At 70.2% G+C, this 17106-nt stretch carries 15 protein-coding genes, 3 tRNA genes and 2 pseudogenes; 10 read left to right on the plus strand and 10 right to left on the minus strand.

What is annotated here, in order from left to right:
• Positions 1-221 precede the first annotated feature (221 nt).
• Together ACU6WZ_RS15185 and ACU6WZ_RS15190 are read left to right on the plus strand one after the other, a co-directional pair.
• On the plus strand, positions 222-1712 hold the full coding sequence (locus ACU6WZ_RS15185) for a N,N-dimethylformamidase beta subunit family domain-containing protein (RefSeq protein WP_447028598.1): 1491 nt from the start codon (positions 222-224) through the stop codon (positions 1710-1712).
• Between the two features lie 119 nt (positions 1713-1831).
• Complete coding sequence (locus ACU6WZ_RS15190) at positions 1832-2731, plus strand: phosphoribosylaminoimidazolesuccinocarboxamide synthase (RefSeq protein ID WP_447028599.1); 900 nt, start codon at positions 1832-1834, stop codon at positions 2729-2731.
• Between the two features lie 108 nt (positions 2732-2839).
• On the opposite strand, the gene ACU6WZ_RS15195 is transcribed toward ACU6WZ_RS15190, so the two are convergent.
• The 8 genes and pseudogenes from ACU6WZ_RS15195 to ACU6WZ_RS15230 all read right to left on the minus strand — a co-directional run bounded on the left by ACU6WZ_RS15195 (position 2840) and on the right by ACU6WZ_RS15230 (position 6353).
• Positions 2840-2912 (minus strand) — tRNA-Gly (locus ACU6WZ_RS15195).
• A 22-nt stretch (positions 2913-2934) separates the two neighbouring features.
• Positions 2935-3549: a response regulator gene (locus ACU6WZ_RS15200; RefSeq protein ID WP_447028600.1), complete on the minus strand. Its 615-nt coding sequence runs from the start codon at positions 3547-3549 to the stop codon at positions 2935-2937.
• A gap of 62 nt (positions 3550-3611) precedes the next feature.
• A pseudogene (locus ACU6WZ_RS15205) lies at positions 3612-3938 on the minus strand (sensor histidine kinase); the annotation flags it as partial.
• Complete coding sequence (locus ACU6WZ_RS15210; protein WP_514132729.1) at positions 3937-4797, minus strand: ABC transporter permease; 861 nt, start codon at positions 4795-4797, stop codon at positions 3937-3939. The pseudogene ACU6WZ_RS15205 and the gene ACU6WZ_RS15210, both read right to left, overlap by 2 nt.
• A 248-nt stretch (positions 4798-5045) precedes the next feature.
• Positions 5046-5560: pseudogene (locus tag ACU6WZ_RS29285) on the minus strand (ABC transporter ATP-binding protein); the annotation flags it as partial.
• A gap of 172 nt (positions 5561-5732) precedes the next feature.
• A tRNA-Gly gene (locus ACU6WZ_RS15220) sits at positions 5733-5805 on the minus strand.
• A 57-nt stretch (positions 5806-5862) separates the two neighbouring features.
• Positions 5863-5934 (minus strand) — tRNA-Gly (locus ACU6WZ_RS15225).
• 101 nt (positions 5935-6035) lie between these two features.
• Entirely contained in the window at positions 6036-6353 is a 318-nt protein-coding gene (locus ACU6WZ_RS15230) for a histone-like nucleoid-structuring protein Lsr2 (RefSeq protein WP_447028602.1), read from the minus strand.
• 301 nt (positions 6354-6654) lie between these two features.
• Here ACU6WZ_RS15230 and purS point away from each other — a divergent pair, with 301 nt between their 5' ends.
• From purS to purM, 8 genes are all read left to right on the plus strand, one after another.
• On the plus strand, positions 6655-6906 hold the full coding sequence (gene purS, locus ACU6WZ_RS15235; protein ID WP_447028603.1) for a phosphoribosylformylglycinamidine synthase subunit PurS: 252 nt from the start codon (positions 6655-6657) through the stop codon (positions 6904-6906).
• On the plus strand, positions 6903-7583 hold the full coding sequence (gene purQ, locus ACU6WZ_RS15240; RefSeq protein WP_447028604.1) for a phosphoribosylformylglycinamidine synthase subunit PurQ: 681 nt from the start codon (positions 6903-6905) through the stop codon (positions 7581-7583). Before purS ends, purQ begins: the two co-directional genes overlap by 4 nt.
• The gene (gene purL / locus ACU6WZ_RS15245) at positions 7580-9829 is read left to right on the plus strand and encodes a phosphoribosylformylglycinamidine synthase subunit PurL (RefSeq protein WP_447028605.1); all 2250 of its coding nucleotides are present in this window, start codon (positions 7580-7582) and stop codon (positions 9827-9829) included. Before purQ ends, purL begins: the two co-directional genes overlap by 4 nt.
• A gap of 117 nt (positions 9830-9946) precedes the next feature.
• Positions 9947-10756 carry a maleylpyruvate isomerase family mycothiol-dependent enzyme gene (locus ACU6WZ_RS15250; protein ID WP_447028606.1) on the plus strand — a complete coding sequence of 270 codons (810 nt, stop codon included), beginning with the start codon at positions 9947-9949 and terminating at the stop codon, positions 10754-10756.
• A 183-nt stretch (positions 10757-10939) separates the two neighbouring features.
• Positions 10940-11719 carry a putative protein N(5)-glutamine methyltransferase gene (locus tag ACU6WZ_RS15255; protein ID WP_447028607.1) on the plus strand — a complete coding sequence of 260 codons (780 nt, stop codon included), beginning with the start codon at positions 10940-10942 and terminating at the stop codon, positions 11717-11719.
• A gap of 37 nt (positions 11720-11756) precedes the next feature.
• Positions 11757-12602 (plus strand): META domain-containing protein, encoded by an 846-nt coding sequence (locus ACU6WZ_RS15260; RefSeq protein WP_447028608.1) that lies wholly within the window; start codon positions 11757-11759, stop codon positions 12600-12602.
• A gap of 166 nt (positions 12603-12768) precedes the next feature.
• Positions 12769-14292 carry an amidophosphoribosyltransferase gene (purF, locus tag ACU6WZ_RS15265; RefSeq protein ID WP_447028609.1) on the plus strand — a complete coding sequence of 508 codons (1524 nt, stop codon included), beginning with the start codon at positions 12769-12771 and terminating at the stop codon, positions 14290-14292.
• Positions 14293-14327: 35 nt separating this feature from the next.
• A complete protein-coding gene (gene purM, locus ACU6WZ_RS15270; RefSeq protein ID WP_447028610.1) occupies positions 14328-15401 on the plus strand; it encodes a phosphoribosylformylglycinamidine cyclo-ligase in 1074 nt (357 codons plus the stop codon).
• Between the two features lie 90 nt (positions 15402-15491).
• On the opposite strand, the gene ACU6WZ_RS15275 is transcribed toward purM, so the two are convergent.
• Positions 15492-15743 (minus strand): DUF3073 domain-containing protein, encoded by a 252-nt coding sequence (locus ACU6WZ_RS15275; RefSeq protein WP_447028611.1) that lies wholly within the window; start codon positions 15741-15743, stop codon positions 15492-15494.
• 277 nt (positions 15744-16020) lie between these two features.
• Entirely contained in the window at positions 16021-17103 is a 1083-nt protein-coding gene (locus tag ACU6WZ_RS15280) for a Leu/Phe/Val dehydrogenase (RefSeq protein WP_447028612.1), read from the minus strand.
• Between the last annotated feature and the right edge of the window lie 3 nt (positions 17104-17106).

Raw genomic sequence — 17106 nt, forward strand, 5'->3', positions numbered from 1 at the left:
CCAACGCAGCCTGCGCCTCGGCGGAGGCCCCACGCGCCCTACCGCGCCACCGACGCCCCCAACGCCCCACGCCCACCCGCCCCAACCGGACGCCATCGTTCCGTTCACGTCAATTCGCGACGAACGGTGACGGAGTGCGTGCTTTATGTGATGTGCTGGGGGTCAGTAGCTGACAAGCGGTGCGTCACTGTTGTCTCGGGGGCCAGAGGGAGGGAAGCGGCATGGGGGATGAGCACATCCGGCGCTGGGAATCGGGTGCCCTCGCGCATGCAGTGTCCGATCCCTTCGGCCAGGGTCCGCTGCCGTGGCTGCGCGGCGGCGAGCACTACTTCAGTGACAGCGGGCAGGTCATCCCCTGGTACGCCGAGCACGTCGACCCGGTAACCGGCGTGAAGCTCCCGCAGCCCCGCTCCGCCCCCACCGGCGGCCCCCGCAACGCCGACGACGTACGCCAGCAGATCAAGGGGTTCGCCTCGCCGGGCGCGGCCGCTCCCGGTGAGGCCATCGACTTCCACGTCACCGTCGACCCGCCCCAGCAGTTCTCCGTCGACATCTACCGCATCGGCCACTACGGCGGCGACGGCGCAGCGAAGATCACCACCAGCCCCCGCCTGTCCGGCATCGTCCAGCCCGCCCCGCTCACCGCCGACCGCACCGTCTCCTGCCACCACTGGTGGCTTTCCTGGCGGCTCCAGATCCCGGACTTCTGGAACATCGGGGCGTACGTCGCCGTGCTCACCACCGCCGACGGTTACCGCTCCCACATCCCCTTCACGGTCCGCGACAGCCACCCCGCCGACCTCCTCCTGCTCCTGCCCGACGTCACCTGGCAGTCGTACAACCTCTATCCCGAGGACGGCCGCACCGGCGCCAGCCTCTACCACGCCTGGGACCGCATGGGCCGCCTGCTCGGCGAGGAGGACGCGGCGACGTCGATCTCCTTCGACCGGCCGTACGCCGGCGCGGGCCTGCCCCTGCATGTGGGCCACGCGTACGACTTCATCCGTTGGGCCGAGCGGTACGGGTACGACCTCGCCTACGCCGACGCCCGTGACCTGCACGCCGGCCGAGTCGACCCCACCCGCTACCGGGGCCTGGTCTTCCCCGGCCACGACGAGTACTGGTCGGCCCCCATGCGCCGCACCACCGAACTGGCCCGTGAGGCAGGGACCTCCCTGGTCTTCCTCTCCGCCAACACCATGTACTGGCAGGTCGAGCTCAGCCCCTCCCCCTCCGGCGCGCCCGACCGTCTGCTGACCTGCCGCAAGCGCCGCGGCCCCGGCAAGCCGGCCCTGTGGCGCGAGGTCGACCGGCCCGAGCAGCAGCTGATGGGCATCCAGTACGCCGGCCGGGTCCCCGAGCCGAGCCCCCTGGTCGTGCGCAACGCGGACCACTGGCTCTGGGACGCGACCGGCGCCCACGAGAACGACGAGATCGACGGCCTGGTCGCCGGCGAGGCGGACCGCTACTTCCCGCGCACCGCCCTGCCCCAGCACGAGGGCCGCATCCTGCTCGCCCACTCGCCTTACCGGGACGGCGAGGGCGCCCTGCGCCACCAGGAGACGTCTCTCTACCGGGCCCCCAGCGGCGCCCTCGTCTTCGCGTCCGGCACCTTCGCCTGGTCCCCCGCCCTCGACCGGCCCGGCCACGTGGACCCCCGCATCCAGCGCGCCACCGCCAACCTCCTCGACCGCATCTGCAAGCGCTATTGAGCCGGCCCCCGCGGGCCCGACGCCCCGCTCCCACGGTCACGGCGCGCCCCGCCCCCACGGGCACGGCCCGCATACGGGAGAATCAGAGTCGCTCCTGGATCAACCTACGCGGAGGAACCGTGTCCGGATTCGTAGAAAAGCCCGAGCCGCTTCAGGTCCCGGGCCTGACCCACCTCCACATGGGCAAGGTGCGTGACCTCTACCAGAACGAGGCCGGCGACCTCGTCATGGTCGCCAGCGACCGCATGTCCGCGTACGACTGGGTGCTGCCCACCGAGATCCCCGACAAGGGCCGGGTCCTGACCCGGCTCTCGCTCTGGTGGTTCGATCAGCTCGCGGACCTCGTCCCCCACCACGTCATCTCCACCGAGCTGCCCGCCGCCGCCCCGGCCGACTGGGCCGGTCGCACGTTGATCTGCAAGTCCCTCCAGATGGTCCCGGTCGAGTGCGTCGCCCGCGGCTACCTCACCGGATCGGGCCTCAGCGAGTACGAGCAGACCCGCACCGTCTGTGGTCTCGCTCTCCCCGAGGGCCTCGTCGACGGCTCGGAACTCCCCGCGCCGATCTTCACACCCGCCGCCAAGGCGGCCGTCGGCGATCACGACGAGAACGTCAGCTACGAAGAGGTCGCCCGCCAGGTCGGCGCCGAGACCGCCGCCCTGCTGCGCCAGACGACGATCGCCGTCTACAACCGGGCCCGCGACATCGCGCGCGAGCGCGGCATCGTCCTCGCCGACACGAAGTTCGAGTTCGGTTACGAGGGCGAGAGGCTGGTCATCGCCGACGAGGTGCTCACCCCGGACTCCTCCCGCTTCTGGCCCGCCGCCACCTGGGAGCCCGGCCACGCCCAGCCGTCGTACGACAAGCAGTACGTCCGCGACTGGCTGACCTCCACCGCGTCCGGCTGGGACCGGCGGGCCGAGCTGCCGCCGCCCCCGCTTCCGCAGGAGGTCGTGGACGCGACCCGGGCGAAGTACCTTGAGGCGTACGAGCTGCTGACCGGCACGACCTGGTCGTAGAGCACGGCCGTTCGCAGAGCGCGGCCCCGCTCGCAGAAACAGCGTCGGAGCAACGCAGAAGGCCCCGGTCGGGTGACCGGGGCCTTCTGACTGTGCCTTCTTACTCTGAGCGGACGACCAGGTTCGAACTGGCGACCTCAACCTTGGCAAGGTTGCGCTCTACCAACTGAGCTACGTCCGCAAGCGCCGAAGCGCGATGCCCACTATACCCAACCTCGCGACCGTGCGACGCGCACCGCCGTGTGCCGGTTCTCGGCGCCGAGCTTCGATGCGGCCGACGACAGGTAGTTGCGCACCGTCCCCGGCGACAGCGCCGCCCACCGCGCGGCCTCGGCGACCGGCGCCCCGTCCGCCGCCAGCTCCAGCACCTCCGCCTCGCGCGCGGTCAGCGGCGAGTCCCCGGCGGAGATCGCGTCGGCCGCCAACTCCGGGTCCACGTAACGGTTTCCGTCTCGTACGCTGCGGATCAGCTCCGCCAGGCGCTGCGCGCTCACGGTCTTCCGCACGAACGCCCGCACCCCCGCCGCCAGCGCCCGTATCAGGTGTCCCGGACGCCCATGACTGGTCACGATCATGCAGCGGCACTCGGGAAGCTCGGCCCGCAGCGTTGTGGCCACACTCACACCGTCCGCGCCCGGCATCTGCAGATCCAGTACGGCGACGTCCGGCCGGTGCGCACGCGCCATCGCCAGCGCTTCCGGCCCCGAAGCCGCCTGGGCGACGACGATCAGGTCGTCCTCCAGCGCGAGCAGAGCGGCGAGCGCGCCCTGGATCAGATGCTCGTCGTCGGCGAGCAGCACCCGCACCGCAGGAGACACCGCGGGAGAAACCGCAGGAGACACTGCGGGAGAAACCGCAGGAGACACCACTGGGAAATCCGTCATCGCAGCGCCGCCTCCTGCGCCAGCGGCACCTCGGCCGTCAGCCGGAACCTGCCGTCGCCGGCCGGCCCCGCCCGCAGCGTCCCGCCGACGGCCGTCAGCCGCTCCCGCAGCCCGGCCAGGCCCGATCCGGCCCCGTCCCCGGCGGGCCCGACGCCCGCCGGCGCTCTGCCTGCCCCGTCGTTCTCCACCACCAGCACCGCGTGCCCGGCGTCCGCCGTCAGCCGCACCGTGCAGGTACGCGCGTCGCCGTGCCGCAGCACGTTCGTCGTCGCCTCCCGTACGACCCAGCCGAGCGCCGACTGAACGCCCGCCGGAAGCTCGTCACGTCCCCAGCTGCCCGGTCCAGCCGCCCCGTACCAGCTCGACGACCGGCGACAGCGGCAACAGCTCGCAGACCGAGGCGAGTTTGTCGGGCAGCAGCTCCAGCGGTACGACGACCCCGGACCCGGCCATCGACACGAGCATCATCGGCAGGATCACGATCTGCGCGCCCTCGGCGGTCTTGGTGAAGGCCGTCGTCGCGGCCGCCATCGTGCCCGTGACCGCGAGCCCCAGCGCGATGCCCACGACCACCAGCAGCGGATCGGCCGGCATCTCCATGCCGAGGACCGCCGCCCCCGCGACCACCAGCACCACGCACTGGGCGAGCCCGGCCACCAACGAGGCGGCGGCCGTCCCGGTCAGGATCTCCACGTCGCCCGGCTCGCCGGCCCGCAGCCGCTTGAGTACGAGTTCCTCGCGCCGCACCACATAGACGCTGACGAGCGACGAGTAGACGCCGAAGAGCAGCACGAACGCCACCGCCATCGGCATCATCACCGCCCCGAGCGAGAGGCCCGCCGCGTCCAGGTCCATGTCGTCCAGGACGGGCCGCATCGCGTACGTCATGGCGACGGGCAAGGCCAGCGAGGTGAAGAGCACCGCCTTGTGCCGTACCAGCAGGGTCAGTTCGGCGCGCGTCAGCGCCGCCGCCACCTCGCCCTTCGCCGTGCCTGTGCCTGTGCCCGTGTCCGCTTCCCCCGCTGTCTTCGCCTCGCGTGCGATGCTCAGGAACGCCTCCTCCAGCGAGGCGGAGCGCACATCGAGCCCGCGCAGCTCCACCCCGGCCGACTCGGCCCACGACAGCAGCCCGGTCGCGGTCCGCTGCAGCCCGTCCGTGAACAGCAGCGCCCTGCGGCGCACCCGTTCGTGCCTCGTGACGCCCAGCCCGACCAGCGGCGGCAGGTCCCCAGGTGGTAGCCGTCCGGCAGCTCGAAGGAGATCTGCGAGGGGTACGCCGCCACCACCTCGTCCACCCGTCCCTCGGCCGCGATCCGCCCTTCGTGCATGATCGCCAGCCGGTCGGCCAGGGTCTGGGCCTCCTCCAGGTAGTGCGTGGTCAGCAGCACGGTCGTCCCCCCGTCACGCAGCTCACGCACCAACTCCCAGGTCTCGCGCCGCCCCTCGGCGTCGAGCCCCGTCGTCGGCTCGTCCAGGAAGAGGACCTCCGGCCGGCCGAGCAGCGCCATCGCCAGGTCCAGCCGCCGCCGCTCACCGCCGGACAGCTGCTTGACCCGTACGCCCGCCCGCCGCCCCAGACCCACCAGAACCAGCGCCTCGCTCACCGGCCTGGCCCCGCTGGTGCACCCCGACCACATCCTGGCCGTCTCGCGCACCGTCAGCTCCGAGGGGAAGCCGCCCTCCTGGAGCATCACGCCGATCCGGGGGCGGACCTTCGCGCGTTCGGAGTGCGGTCGTGGCCGAGAACCCGCACGCTGCCGCCGCTTGGCCGGGCCAGGCCCTCCAGCAGCTCCAGGGTCGAGGTCTTGCCCGCGCCGTTGGTGCCGAGCAGCGCGAAGAGCTCGCCGCGCGCCACGGAGAAGGAGAGGGAACGGACGGCTTCGAAGCCGCCACTGTAGGTACGCCGGAGCCCCTCGGCGTCGATCACGAACTCGTTGCTGGTCATGCCACAAGGCTTCCGCGCGGCCGGGCCCGCGGGCAGTGCGCGCTGTCATCGCCGCACATGACAAATGTCAGCACGGCCCACGTGGGGGACACGGCGGGGGACACGACGTTTCCGGGGCGGGGAAACGACGAAGGCCCCGGTCGCCATGACCGGGGCCTTCGTACACACACAGAGCGGACGACGAGATTCGAACTCGCGACCCTCACCTTGGCAAGGTGATGCTCTACCAACTGAGCCACGTCCGCATTTGGTGCCACCACTGTACCGGAGCCACCGAAGTGGTCCGTCGACAAGCGATGCAGAGCGGGTGACAGGAATTGCACACTGCGCCTTCCCCCTGGAAGGGGGATGTTCTACTACTGAACTACACCCGCACGCTACGTGAGGTCCGGCCCTGCGGCCTGGCCCCTCGGCGTGCTCCAGACTCTAGCCGACGATCAGGGGTGCAATGCAAGTCGGTTGCCCCCAGGGCCTGTCACGAGGCGTTCGCGAAGGCTTCGTACACCGTCTTCGGGATGCGGCCGCGGGCCGGCACGTCCATCTTGTGCGAGCGCGCCCACGCCCGCACGGCCGCCGGATCGGGGGCGACGGCGGTGTGGCGGTAGACCTTGCCCGACTTGGACTGCTTTCGGCCCGCCGCCACGAAGGGCCCGAGGGCCTTGCGCAGTTTCTTTGCATTGGCGGGATTGAGGTCGATCTCGTACGACTTCCCGTCCAGGCCGAAGCTGACCGTTTCCGCTGCTTCCCCTCCGTCGATGTCGTCGGAGAGCGTGACCACGACGCGCTGAGCCACGGATATTGGTCCTTTCATGCGGCAGCACCGCGTCTGACATGCGGTGATGCGGGCCTTCCGGCTGATTTGAAGCAGTGCTGATTTTGGCGCTATTCCTTTGTACAGCGAAAAGCATTGCATTGTGAAGCCCAGTTAATTCTGTCCGCGTGTCCTCCGGTGGTTTTTCCCGGGATTTTTCCCCGAGGTTGTTGCTCCCGATACCGGAACGTGATCGCCGTCAAGCGATATCTACCCGCGTAGAATCTCGGGGCGGGTACGCTGATGGAACCGCCTTCGCACCACACCACCACCGGGAGTGCCAGTGGCACGCGTCGTAGTCGACGTCATGCTCAAGCCCGAGATCCTCGACCCGCAGGGACAGGCGGTGCAGCGCGCACTGCCCCGTCTCGGCTTCGAGGGGATCGCGGACGTACGTCAGGGAAAGCGTTTCGAGCTGGAGGTCGATGGGCCCGTCGATGACGCGGCCCTCGCCCGCATCCATGAGATGGCCGAGTCGTTTCTCGCCAACACCGTCATCGAGGACTTCACCGTGAAGGTGGAGGAGCCGAAGTGACTGCTCGTATCGGAGTCGTCACCTTTCCGGGAACGCTCGACGACCAGGACAGCCTGCGGGCCGTCCGCGTCGCAGGTGCCGAGCCGGTCTCGCTGTGGCACCGCGACAAGGACCTGAAGCAGGTCGACGCGGTCGTGCTCGCGGGCGGCTTCAGTTACGGCGACTACCTGCGCGCCGGCGCCATTTCGCGCTTCTCGCCGGTGATGGAGACCATCATCGAGCAGGCGAAGGCCGGCCTGCCGGTCCTCGGTATCTGCAACGGCTTCCAGATCCTCACCGAGGCGCACCTGCTGCCCGGCGCGATGCTGCAGAACAACCATCTGCACTTCATCTGCCGCGAGCAGAAGCTGCGTGTCGAGACGAGCGCGACGGCCTGGACGGCGGACTACACCGCCGGTCAGGAGATCCAGGTTCCGCTGAAGAACATGGACGGCTGTTACGTCGCCGCCGAGCGCGTGCTCGACGAGCTGGAGGCCGAGGGCCGCGTCGCCTTCCGCTACCTCGACGGCAACCCGAACGGTTCGCTGCGCGACATCGCCGGTATCACCAACGCGGCGGGCAACATCGTCGGTCTGATGCCGCACCCGGAGCACGCCGTGGAGCCGCTCGTCGGCACCGGCCGCACCGACGGCCTCGGATTCTTCACCTCGATCCTCAAGAAGCTGGTCACCGCATGAGCCTCGACACGGTCAAGCACGCGGCCGAGAGCCCCGAGACCGAGCAGCCCTGGAAGGAACTCGGCCTCAAGGAGGACGAGTACGCGCGCATCCGCGAGATCCTGGGCCGCCGTCCCACCGGCGCCGAGCTCGCCATGTACAGCGTCATGTGGTCCGAGCACTGCTCGTACAAGAGCAGCAAGGTCCACCTGAAGCAGTTCGGCGAGAAGGTGCCCGCCAACGACGCGATGCTCGTCGGCATCGGCGAGAACGCGGGCGTCGTCGACGTCGGTCAGGGCTACGCCGTGACCTTCAAGGTCGAGTCGCACAACCACCCCTCGTACATCGAGCCCTACCAGGGCGCGGCAACCGGCATCGGCGGCATCGTCCGCGACATCCTCGCCATGGGCGCCCGCCCGGTCGCGGTCGTCGACCCGCTGCGGTTCGGCGCGGCCGACCACCCCGACACCCGCCGGGTGCTTCCCGGCGTCGTCGCGGGCATCGGCGGCTACGGCAATTGCCTGGGCCTGCCCAACATCGGCGGCGAGGTCGTCTTCGACGCGTGCTACCAGGGAAACCCGCTGGTCAACGCCGGATGTATCGGCGTGATGAAGCACGAGGACATCCACCTCGCGAAGGCGAGCGGCCCCGGCAACAAGGTCATCCTGTACGGCGCCCGCACGGGCGGCGACGGCATCGGCGGTGTCTCGGTGCTGGCGTCCGAGACCTTCGAGTCAACGGGTCCCGCGAAGCGCCCCGCCGTGCAGGTCGGTGACCCCTTCCAGGAGAAGCTCCTCATCGAGTGCACCCTGGAGATCTTCCGCGAGCACCTCGTCGCGGGCATCCAGGACCTTGGCGGCGCGGGCCTGTCCTGCGCGACCTCCGAGTTGGCGTCGGCCGGCTCGGGCGGTATGCGGGTCGAGCTGGACACCGTGCCGCTGCGTGACTCCTCCCTCTCGCCCGAGGAAATCCTCATGAGCGAGTCGCAGGAGCGCATGTGCGCGATCGTGGAGCCGGACAAGGTCGACCGGTTCATGGAGATCTGCGAGAAGTGGGACGTCATCGCCACCGTCATCGGTGAGGTGACCGACGGCTCGCAGCTGGAGATCTTCTGGCACGGCGAGCAGATCGTCGACGTACCGCCGCGGACCGTCGCCCACGAGGGTCCCGTCTACCACCGGCCGTACGCCCGTCCCGCCTGGCAGGACGCGCTTCAGGCCGACGACGCGAACCGGCTGGCGCGCCCGGCGAACGCGGACGAGCTGCGTGCGCAGGTGCTGAAGCTCGTCGCGTCGCCGAACCAGGCGTCGAAGTCGTGGATCACCGACCAGTACGACCGCTTCGTGCAGGGCAACACGGTGCTCGCCATGCCCGAGGACGCCGGCATGGTCCGGATCGACGAGCAGACGAACCTCGGCGTGGCGATGGCGACCGACGGCAACGGCCGGTACGCCAAGCTCGACCCGTACACCGGTGCGCAGCTCGCGCTCGCCGAGTCGTACCGCAACGTCGCCGCGTCCGGCGCCAGGCCGCTCGCCATCTCCGACTGCCTGAACTTCGGCTCCCCCGAGGACCCGGATGTCATGTGGCAGTTCGCGGAGGCCACGCGCGGGCTCGCCGACGGCTGCCTGCAGCTGGGTACGCCGGTGACCGGCGGCAACGTGTCGCTCTACAACCAGACCGGCGAGACGGCGATCCACCCGACGCCCGTCGTCGCGGTGCTCGGCGTGATCGACGACGTGACCCGGCGTACGCCGGTCGCCTTCGCGGAAGAGGGCCAGCTCCTCTACCTGCTCGGCGACACACACGAGGAGCTGGGCGGCTCCGCCTGGTCCCAGGTGGTGCACAACCACCTCGGCGGTATGCCGCCGAAGGTGGACCTGGACCGCGAGAAGCTGCTCGGCGAGATCCTGATCTCCGCCTCGCGCGACGGCATGATCGACGCGGCGCACGACCTGAGTGACGGCGGCCTGATCCAGGCGGTCACCGAGTCCTGCCTGCGCGGCGGGAAGGGCGCCCGGCTCATCGTGCCGGACGGCCTTGACGCGTTCGTGTTCCTCTTCTCCGAGTCGGCCGGCCGCGCGGTCGTGTCCGTGCCGCGCAGCGAGGAGCTCCGCTTCAACGACATGTGCGGGGCGCGGAGCCTGCCGGTGACTCGGGTGGGTGTCGTCGATGGTGACGAGATCGAGGTACAGGGGCAGTTCAGCATCCCGCTGAGCGAGCTCAGGGCGGCGCACGAGGCGACGCTGCCGGCGCTGTTCGCCTGACGGCGGGGGAAGGGGCGGGGCGGGGCTTTCCTTTCGCCACCCCGCCCCTTCCCGCCCCCGGCGTTCGAGGACCGGGGTTCGGGCGGAGCCCCGTGGGCGGCGGCTACGCTCGGCCCCATGCCACCCGCCGCCCGGAGCCGCCGCCCCCGCCGCTACGACGCTGCCAAGACCCGCGCCGCCGTCCTCGCGCAGTTCGGCCACGTACGGGCGGCGGTCCAGGGGCTGACTCCCGCGCAGCTCGCGCTCCCCACCCACCTCGCCGGCTGGACGGTCCGTGACCTCGCCGCGCACCTCGCGGCCACCGTCGGCGCCGTCAGCCGTACGCTAGAACAGCCCGCCCCGTCCCAGCAGGAAGTCACCCTGCTGCAATGGCCGTTCGCCTCCGCCGCGCTCGCCCGGCAGATCTCCGACGACGCGTTGGCGCTCGCCGAATCCGTGCCCGACCCGGAGACGTTGTCCGCGTTGTACGAGCGGACCGGCGCCCGCCTCACCGAGCTGCTGCCCGCCGCGTCCGACGACCGGCTCCTGGCGACCCGCGTCGGCGCGGTGCGCCTCGACGACTTCCTGGTCACCCGCACCGTCGAACTCGTCGTCCACACCGACGACCTGAACCGCGCCGCCGGCCTGGCCGTCCCGTACGACCGCCAGGCCCTCGCCGCCTGCACCCGCCTCCTCGCCGACGCCCTCGCCGCGAAGGCACCCGGCGCCTCGGTCGAGGTCCGCGTCCCGCCGTACGCCGTGGTGCAGTGCGTGCAGGGGCCCCGGCACACCCGCGGTACACCGCCGAACGTCGTCGAGACCGACCCGCTGACCTGGCTCCGGCTCGCCACCGGGCGTACGCCCTGGGACGCGGCCCTGGCCGACGCGAAGGTCCGCGCCAGCGGCGAGCGCGCCGACCTTTCCGGGCTGCTTCCCGTCCTCGGATAGCCGTCAACTGATCATGTAGGGTGGCCGACGCCGGCGCAGGACCGGCGCAGGAACACGCACCGAGGAGGTGAGCCCCATTACTGCTGCTGTATCAGGTCGGGTGCTCTCCTCTCGTCGCGACCGCGCGGTTCACCGGACATAGGTGACCGAGGGAGCGCCCATCGGCATCCCGAAGGGTTCCCCTTGTCGCACTCTTTTTCCGCCGTCGTAGGCCGACTTCGCGTCGCAGGCTGTGTATTCGCCGAGGACGAGGCGCAGTTGCTGGTGACCACCGCGCAGAGCAACGCCGAGCTGGCCGCCATGGTGGAACGTCGTGTCACCGGTCTGCCCCTCGAACACGTGCTGGGTTGGGCCGAGTTCCACGGCCGGCGCATCGCCGTGGACCCCGGGGTGTTCGTCCCCCGCCGCCGCACCGAGTTCCTCGTCCAGCACGCCCTGGCTCTGGCACCACAGCGCGGCGCCGTCGTTGTCGACCTGTGCTGCGGCTCCGGCGCGCTGGGCGCCGCGCTGGCCGCGAGTCTCGCCAAGGTCGAGCTGTACGCCGCCGATGTCGACCCGGCCGCGGTGCGCTGCGCACGGCGCAACGTCGCAGGGCTGGGCGGGCGGGTCTACGAGGGCGACCTCTACGAGCCGCTGCCGGCCGCGGTCCTGGCCGGGCGCGTCGACGTACTGCTGGCCAATGTGCCGTACGTACCCACTGAGGAGATCGAGCTGCTGCCGCCGGAGGCCCGCATCCACGAGGCACGTGTCGCGCTCGACGGGGGAGCCGACGGGCTCGACGTGCTGCGCCGGGTGACCGCCGAGGCGGCGCGATGGCTGGCCCCGGGCGGGCACCTGCTGTTCGAGACGAGTGAACGTCAGACGCCGCAGGCCGTCGAAACGGTCGCCCGCGACGGGCTGCTCCCCCGGGTCGTCACATCCGAGGAGCTGTACGCCACCGTCGTCGTGGGGACCAGGCCGTGAAGGGAACCAGAAACCCCACTCGTCCCGTCCCATCGCCATGAATACGACACGCACCCGCTTCCCCGGCCCCGCACCCCTCGCCGGCGCCGTCACCGTCCTGGCCCTCCTGTCCCTGGCCGCCTGCGGCACGGAGCAGGGTTCGGGCGCCGGCGGTGGCGGGACCGTAAAGCCGGATCTCCAGCTCGCCGGCACGGACTGGAGCGTCGACAGCGTGACCGTCGACGGCAAGAAGATGACGCCGCCCGAGAAGGCCACGCTCAAGATCGACGACAGGGGCCGGGCCTCGGGTACAACCGGCTGCAACGGATTCGGCGGGGAGGTGACGATCAAGGGCGACACGGTCACTGTGGAGCGCGGAGCGACCACCGAGATCGGCTGTCAGAAGGACCTCATGAAGTTCGAGGAGAACATCCAGCGCACCTTCAGCGGCAAGCTCCAGGGCAAGGTCACGGACGACCGGCTGACCCTGACCACCGCAGACGGGAACACGATCAACCTGTCCGCGGCGAAGCCCGCGCCCGCCTCGCCCCTCGTCGGCACCCAGTGGCGCGTGGAGTCGCTGCGCGATGGGGACTCCACGACGTCTGTGGGCAAGGAGGCGGAGGGCGAGGCCAAGCTGGTCTTCGGCAAGGACGGCTCGGTCGGCGGCCACCTCGGCTGCAACAACGTCTCCGGCACGGCGAAGGTCTCCGGGTCGGACATCACGTTCTCCAAGATCGCCACGACCCGGAAGCTCTGCACCCCGGAGGTGATGGACACCGAGCGTGCGCTGCTAGGGATCCTGGACGGCAGGACGACGTACGAGATCCGCGAGCGCTCCCTGACCCTCACCGGAGCCGACGGCAAGGGACTGGAAGCCGTCTCGGTCATGGTCACGCAGTAGCGGCCCCGTCTCGGACTGCGCACGCCCGGATGGACAGCGCACGGCCGCCCGGAGATCCGCCGATACGGGCCGCCGCCCCGTGCCCGGCCCCGGATCGGTGGCTCTGTGTAGGCTCCGGCGGATCCCCAATTCGGACCAGTGGTCGATCTCGCCTACACTCGGTGGCGTGCCTCGTGGTGATGGACGACTCAACCACGACCTGCTCCCCGGTGAGAAAGGACCCCAGGACGCTTGCGGCGTCTTCGGAGTCTGGGCTCCCGGCGAAGAGGTCGCCAAGCTCACCTATTTCGGACTGTATGCCTTGCAGCACCGTGGACAGGAGTCCGCGGGCATCGCAGTGAGCAACGGCTCCCAGATCCTGGTTTTCAAGGACATGGGCCTCGTCTCGCAAGTCTTCGACGAAACTTCCCTCGGCTCCCTCCAGGGCCATATCGCGGTGGGCCATGCCCGCTACTCCACCACCGGCGCCTCGGTGTGGGAGAACGCGCAGCCGACCTTCCGTGCCACCGCGCACGGATCGATCGCCCTGGGTCACAACGGCAACCTGGTCAACACGGCGCAGCTCGCCGCGATGGTCGCCGAACTGCCCAAGGAGAACGGCCGCGCGACCCAGGTCGCCGCGACCAACGACACCGACCTGGTCACCGCCCTGCTGGCCGGCCAGACGGACGACGACGGCAAGCCCCTCACCGTCGAGGAAGCGGCCGCCAAGATCCTGCCCGACGTGATGGGCGCCTTCTCCCTGGTCTTCATGGACGAGGGCACGCTCTACGCCGCCCGCGACCCGCAGGGCATCCGCCCCCTGGTCCTCGGCCGGCTGGAGCGCGGCTGGGTGGTGGCCTCCGAGTCCGCCGCCCTGGACATCTGCGGCGCCGCGTACGTCCGCGAGGTCGAGCCGGGCGAGATGCTCGCCATCGACGAGAACGGTCTGCGCACCTCGCGATTCGCGGAAGCGAAGCCCAAGGGCTGTGTCTTCGAGTACGTCTACCTGGCGCGCCCCGACACCGACATCGCGGGCCGCAACGTCTACCTCTCGCGTGTGGAGATGGGCCGGAAACTGGCCAAAGAAGCCCCGGCCGATGCCGACCTGGTGATAGCTACGCCCGAGTCCGGCACCCCCGCCGCCATCGGGTACGCGGAAGCCAGCGGAATTCCGTACGGCTCGGGCCTCGTCAAGAACGCCTACGTCGGCCGGACCTTCATCCAGCCGTCGCAGACGATCCGCCAGCTCGGCATCCGTCTGAAGCTCAACCCGCTCAAGGAAGTCATCCGCGGCAAGCGCCTGGTGGTCGTCGACGACTCGATCGTCCGCGGCAACACTCAGCGCGCCCTGGTCAAGATGCTCCGCGAGGCCGGCGCCGCCGAGATCCACATCCGGATCTCCTCCCCGCCGGTGAAGTGGCCGTGCTTCTTCGGCATCGACTTCGCCACCCGCGCGGAGCTGATCGCCAACGGCATGACGATCGAGGAGATCGGCACGTCGCTGGGGGCCGACTCGCTCTCGTACATCTCCATCGACGGGATGATCGAGTCGACCACCATTCCCAAGGCGAACCTGTGCCGCGCCTGCTTCGACGGGGAGTACCCGATGGAGCTCCCGGACCCCGAGCTGCTCGGCAAGCAGCTGCTGGAGACCGAGCTCGCGGCCGGCCCGGCGAACGCCGCGGCCGAGGCGCTCCGCCGTCCGTAACGCCCCCGTTCAACGACCCGAAAGATCTCAACGTCATGTCTGAGACGACTGGTGCCAGCTACGCAGCCGCGGGCGTGGACATCGAAGCAGGCGACCGCGCCGTGGAGCTGATGAAGGAGTGGGTGAAGAAGACGCAACGCGCGGAAGTCGCGGGCCTTGGCGGCCTGGGCGGTTTCGCCGGCCTCTTCGACGCATCCGCCCTCAAGCGCTACGAGCGTCCGCTGCTTGCCTCCGCCACCGATGGTGTCGGCACGAAGGTCGACCTCGCGCGCAGGATGGGCGTGTACGACACGATCGGCCACGACCTCGTCGGCATGGTCGTCGACGACCTGGTCGTGTGCGGTGCCGAGCCCCTCTTCATGACCGACTACATCTGTGTCGGCAAGGTGCATCCCGAGCGTGTCGCGGCCATCGTCAAGGGCATCGCCGAGGGCTGTGTCCTGGCCGGCTGCGCGCTGGTCGGCGGCGAGACCGCCGAGCACCCGGGTCTGCTCGGCGAGGACGACTTCGACGTCGCCGGCGCCGGTACGGGCGTGGTGGAGTACGACCGGCTGCTGGGCGCGGACCGTATCCGAAGCGGTGACGCGGTGATCGCCATGGCGTCCTCCGGGCTGCACTCGAACGGGTACTCGCTCGTGCGGCATGTGGTCTTCGACCGCGCCGGCTGGTCGCTGGACCGTGAGGTCGAGGAGTTCGGCCGCACGCTCGGCGAGGAGCTGCTGGAGCCCACCAAGATCTACTCGCTGGACTGCCTGGCCCTCACCCGCACCACCGAGGTGCACGCTTTCAGCCACATCACGGGCGGCGGTCTTGCCAACAACCTGGCCCGTGTGATCCCCGACGGCCTGCACGCCACGGTCGACCGCTCCACCTGGACCCCCGGTGCGGTCTTCGACCTCGTCGGCAGGGCCGGTCAGGTCGAGCGGCTCGAACTGGAGAAGACCCTCAACATGGGCGTCGGCATGATGGCCGTCGTCCCGGGCGAGTCGGTGGACGCCGCCCTGGAAACCCTCGCCGACCGGGGCGTCGACGCCTGGGTCGCCGGTGAGATCACCGAGCGCGGCACCCACCTCACCGGCGCGACGCTCACGAATGACTACGCCAAGTAATCGCCGGTAGCAGCACAGAACCCGGTCCGGGGCCGAGGCCCCAGGACCGGGTCAGGTGTGGTGATGCTGCTGTGTCGAGGTGTACGGGCGTCAAGCGCCGCGACGATGTGCCGAAGGACCGGACTGGTCGTCCTCATCCCCGTCATCGTTGTACTGATCCGCGTACTGTGCGTACGGGTCGTCTTCCTCGTCATCGTCCTCGAACGGCTCGCCATTCGGCGGCTGTTGCGAAGTCGAAGCGCCCAGCTCATTGGCCAGACGCGACAGGTCTGTCCCGCCGCTGCTGTACTTCAGCTGGCGGGCGACCTTGGTCTGCTTGGCCTTTGCCCGGCCGCGCCCCATGGCTCGACCCCCTCGGTGACGGGGCTCGACGGCCCCAGAGTCTTGACACGCGTTCATGATTCGGAACGGGCTCCCCGTGGAGAGACCGGTCCGTAGGGCATCAACGGTACCTGCTTACGCGGCCATACGGTACGCCGCCCGCATGCAAGGCCTCTCCACAGAACCCGCGAGAAGCCCCGTCCTCGCTGGTCACTGCGATTTTAACCCTTTCTTGAGGGCCGACCCGCCGACGGGGGTGAGTCATGTCTCGCCGCCGGCGGGCCGTCCCCGGGCGACGTCAGTGGCCGCGCGCCTCGGCCATCCGCTGCTCGGCGATCCGGTCGGCCGCCGCGGCCGGCGGAATGCCGTCCGTCTTCGCACGTGCGAATATCGCCAGCGTGGTGTCGAAGATCTTCGTGGCCTTCGCCTTGCACCGGTCGAAGTCGAAACCGTGCAGCTCGTCGGCGACCTGGATCACACCACCGGCGTTCACCACGTAGTCCGGCGCGTAGAGGATGCCGCGGTCCGCGAGGTCCTTCTCGACGCCGGGGTGGGCGAGCTGGTTGTTGGCGGCGCCGCACACCACCTTCGCCGCGAGCGCCGGGACGCTCTCGTCGTTGAGGGCGCCGCCGAGCGCGCAGGGGGCGTAGATGTCGAGGCCCTCGACGCCGATCAGCGTCCTGGTGTTCGTGACGACGGTCACCTGCGGGTGCCGGTCGGTGACCCGGCTCAGCGACTCCTCCCGCACGTCCGTGATCACGACCTCGGCGCCGTCCGCCAGCAGGTGCTCGACGAGGTGATGACCGACCTTGCCGACGCCTGCGACGCCGACCTTGCGGCCGCGCAGCGTCGGGTCGCCCCACAGGTGCTGGGCAGAGGCCCGCATGCCCTGGAAGACGCCGAAGGCGGTCAGTACCGACGAGTCGCCGGCGCCGCCGTTCTCGGGGGAGCGGCCGGTGGCCCAGCGGGTCTCCCGGGCGACGACGTCCATGTCGGCGACGTAGGTGCCGACGTCGCAGGCGGTCACGTAACGGCCGCCGAGTGAGTCGACGAACCGGCCGTAGGCCAGCAGCAGTTCCTCGCTCTTGAGCGTCTCGGGGTCGCCGATGATCACGGCCTTGCCGCCGCCGTGGTCGAGGCCGGCCAGCGCGTTCTTGTAGGACATGCCGCGCGCGAGGTTCAGCGCGTCGGCGACGGCCTCTTCCTCGCTCGCGTATGGGTAGAACCGCGTGCCGCCGAGGGCCGGGCCCAGGGCGGTCGAGTGGAGGGCGATGACGGCCTTGAGGCCGCTGGCACGGTCCTGGCACAGCACGACTTGCTCGTGGCCGCCCTGCTCCGATCGGAACAGGGTGTGCAGGACGCCGTCGGTTGCGTCGGTCACGGT

The organism is Streptomyces hypolithicus, assembly GCF_052934925.1.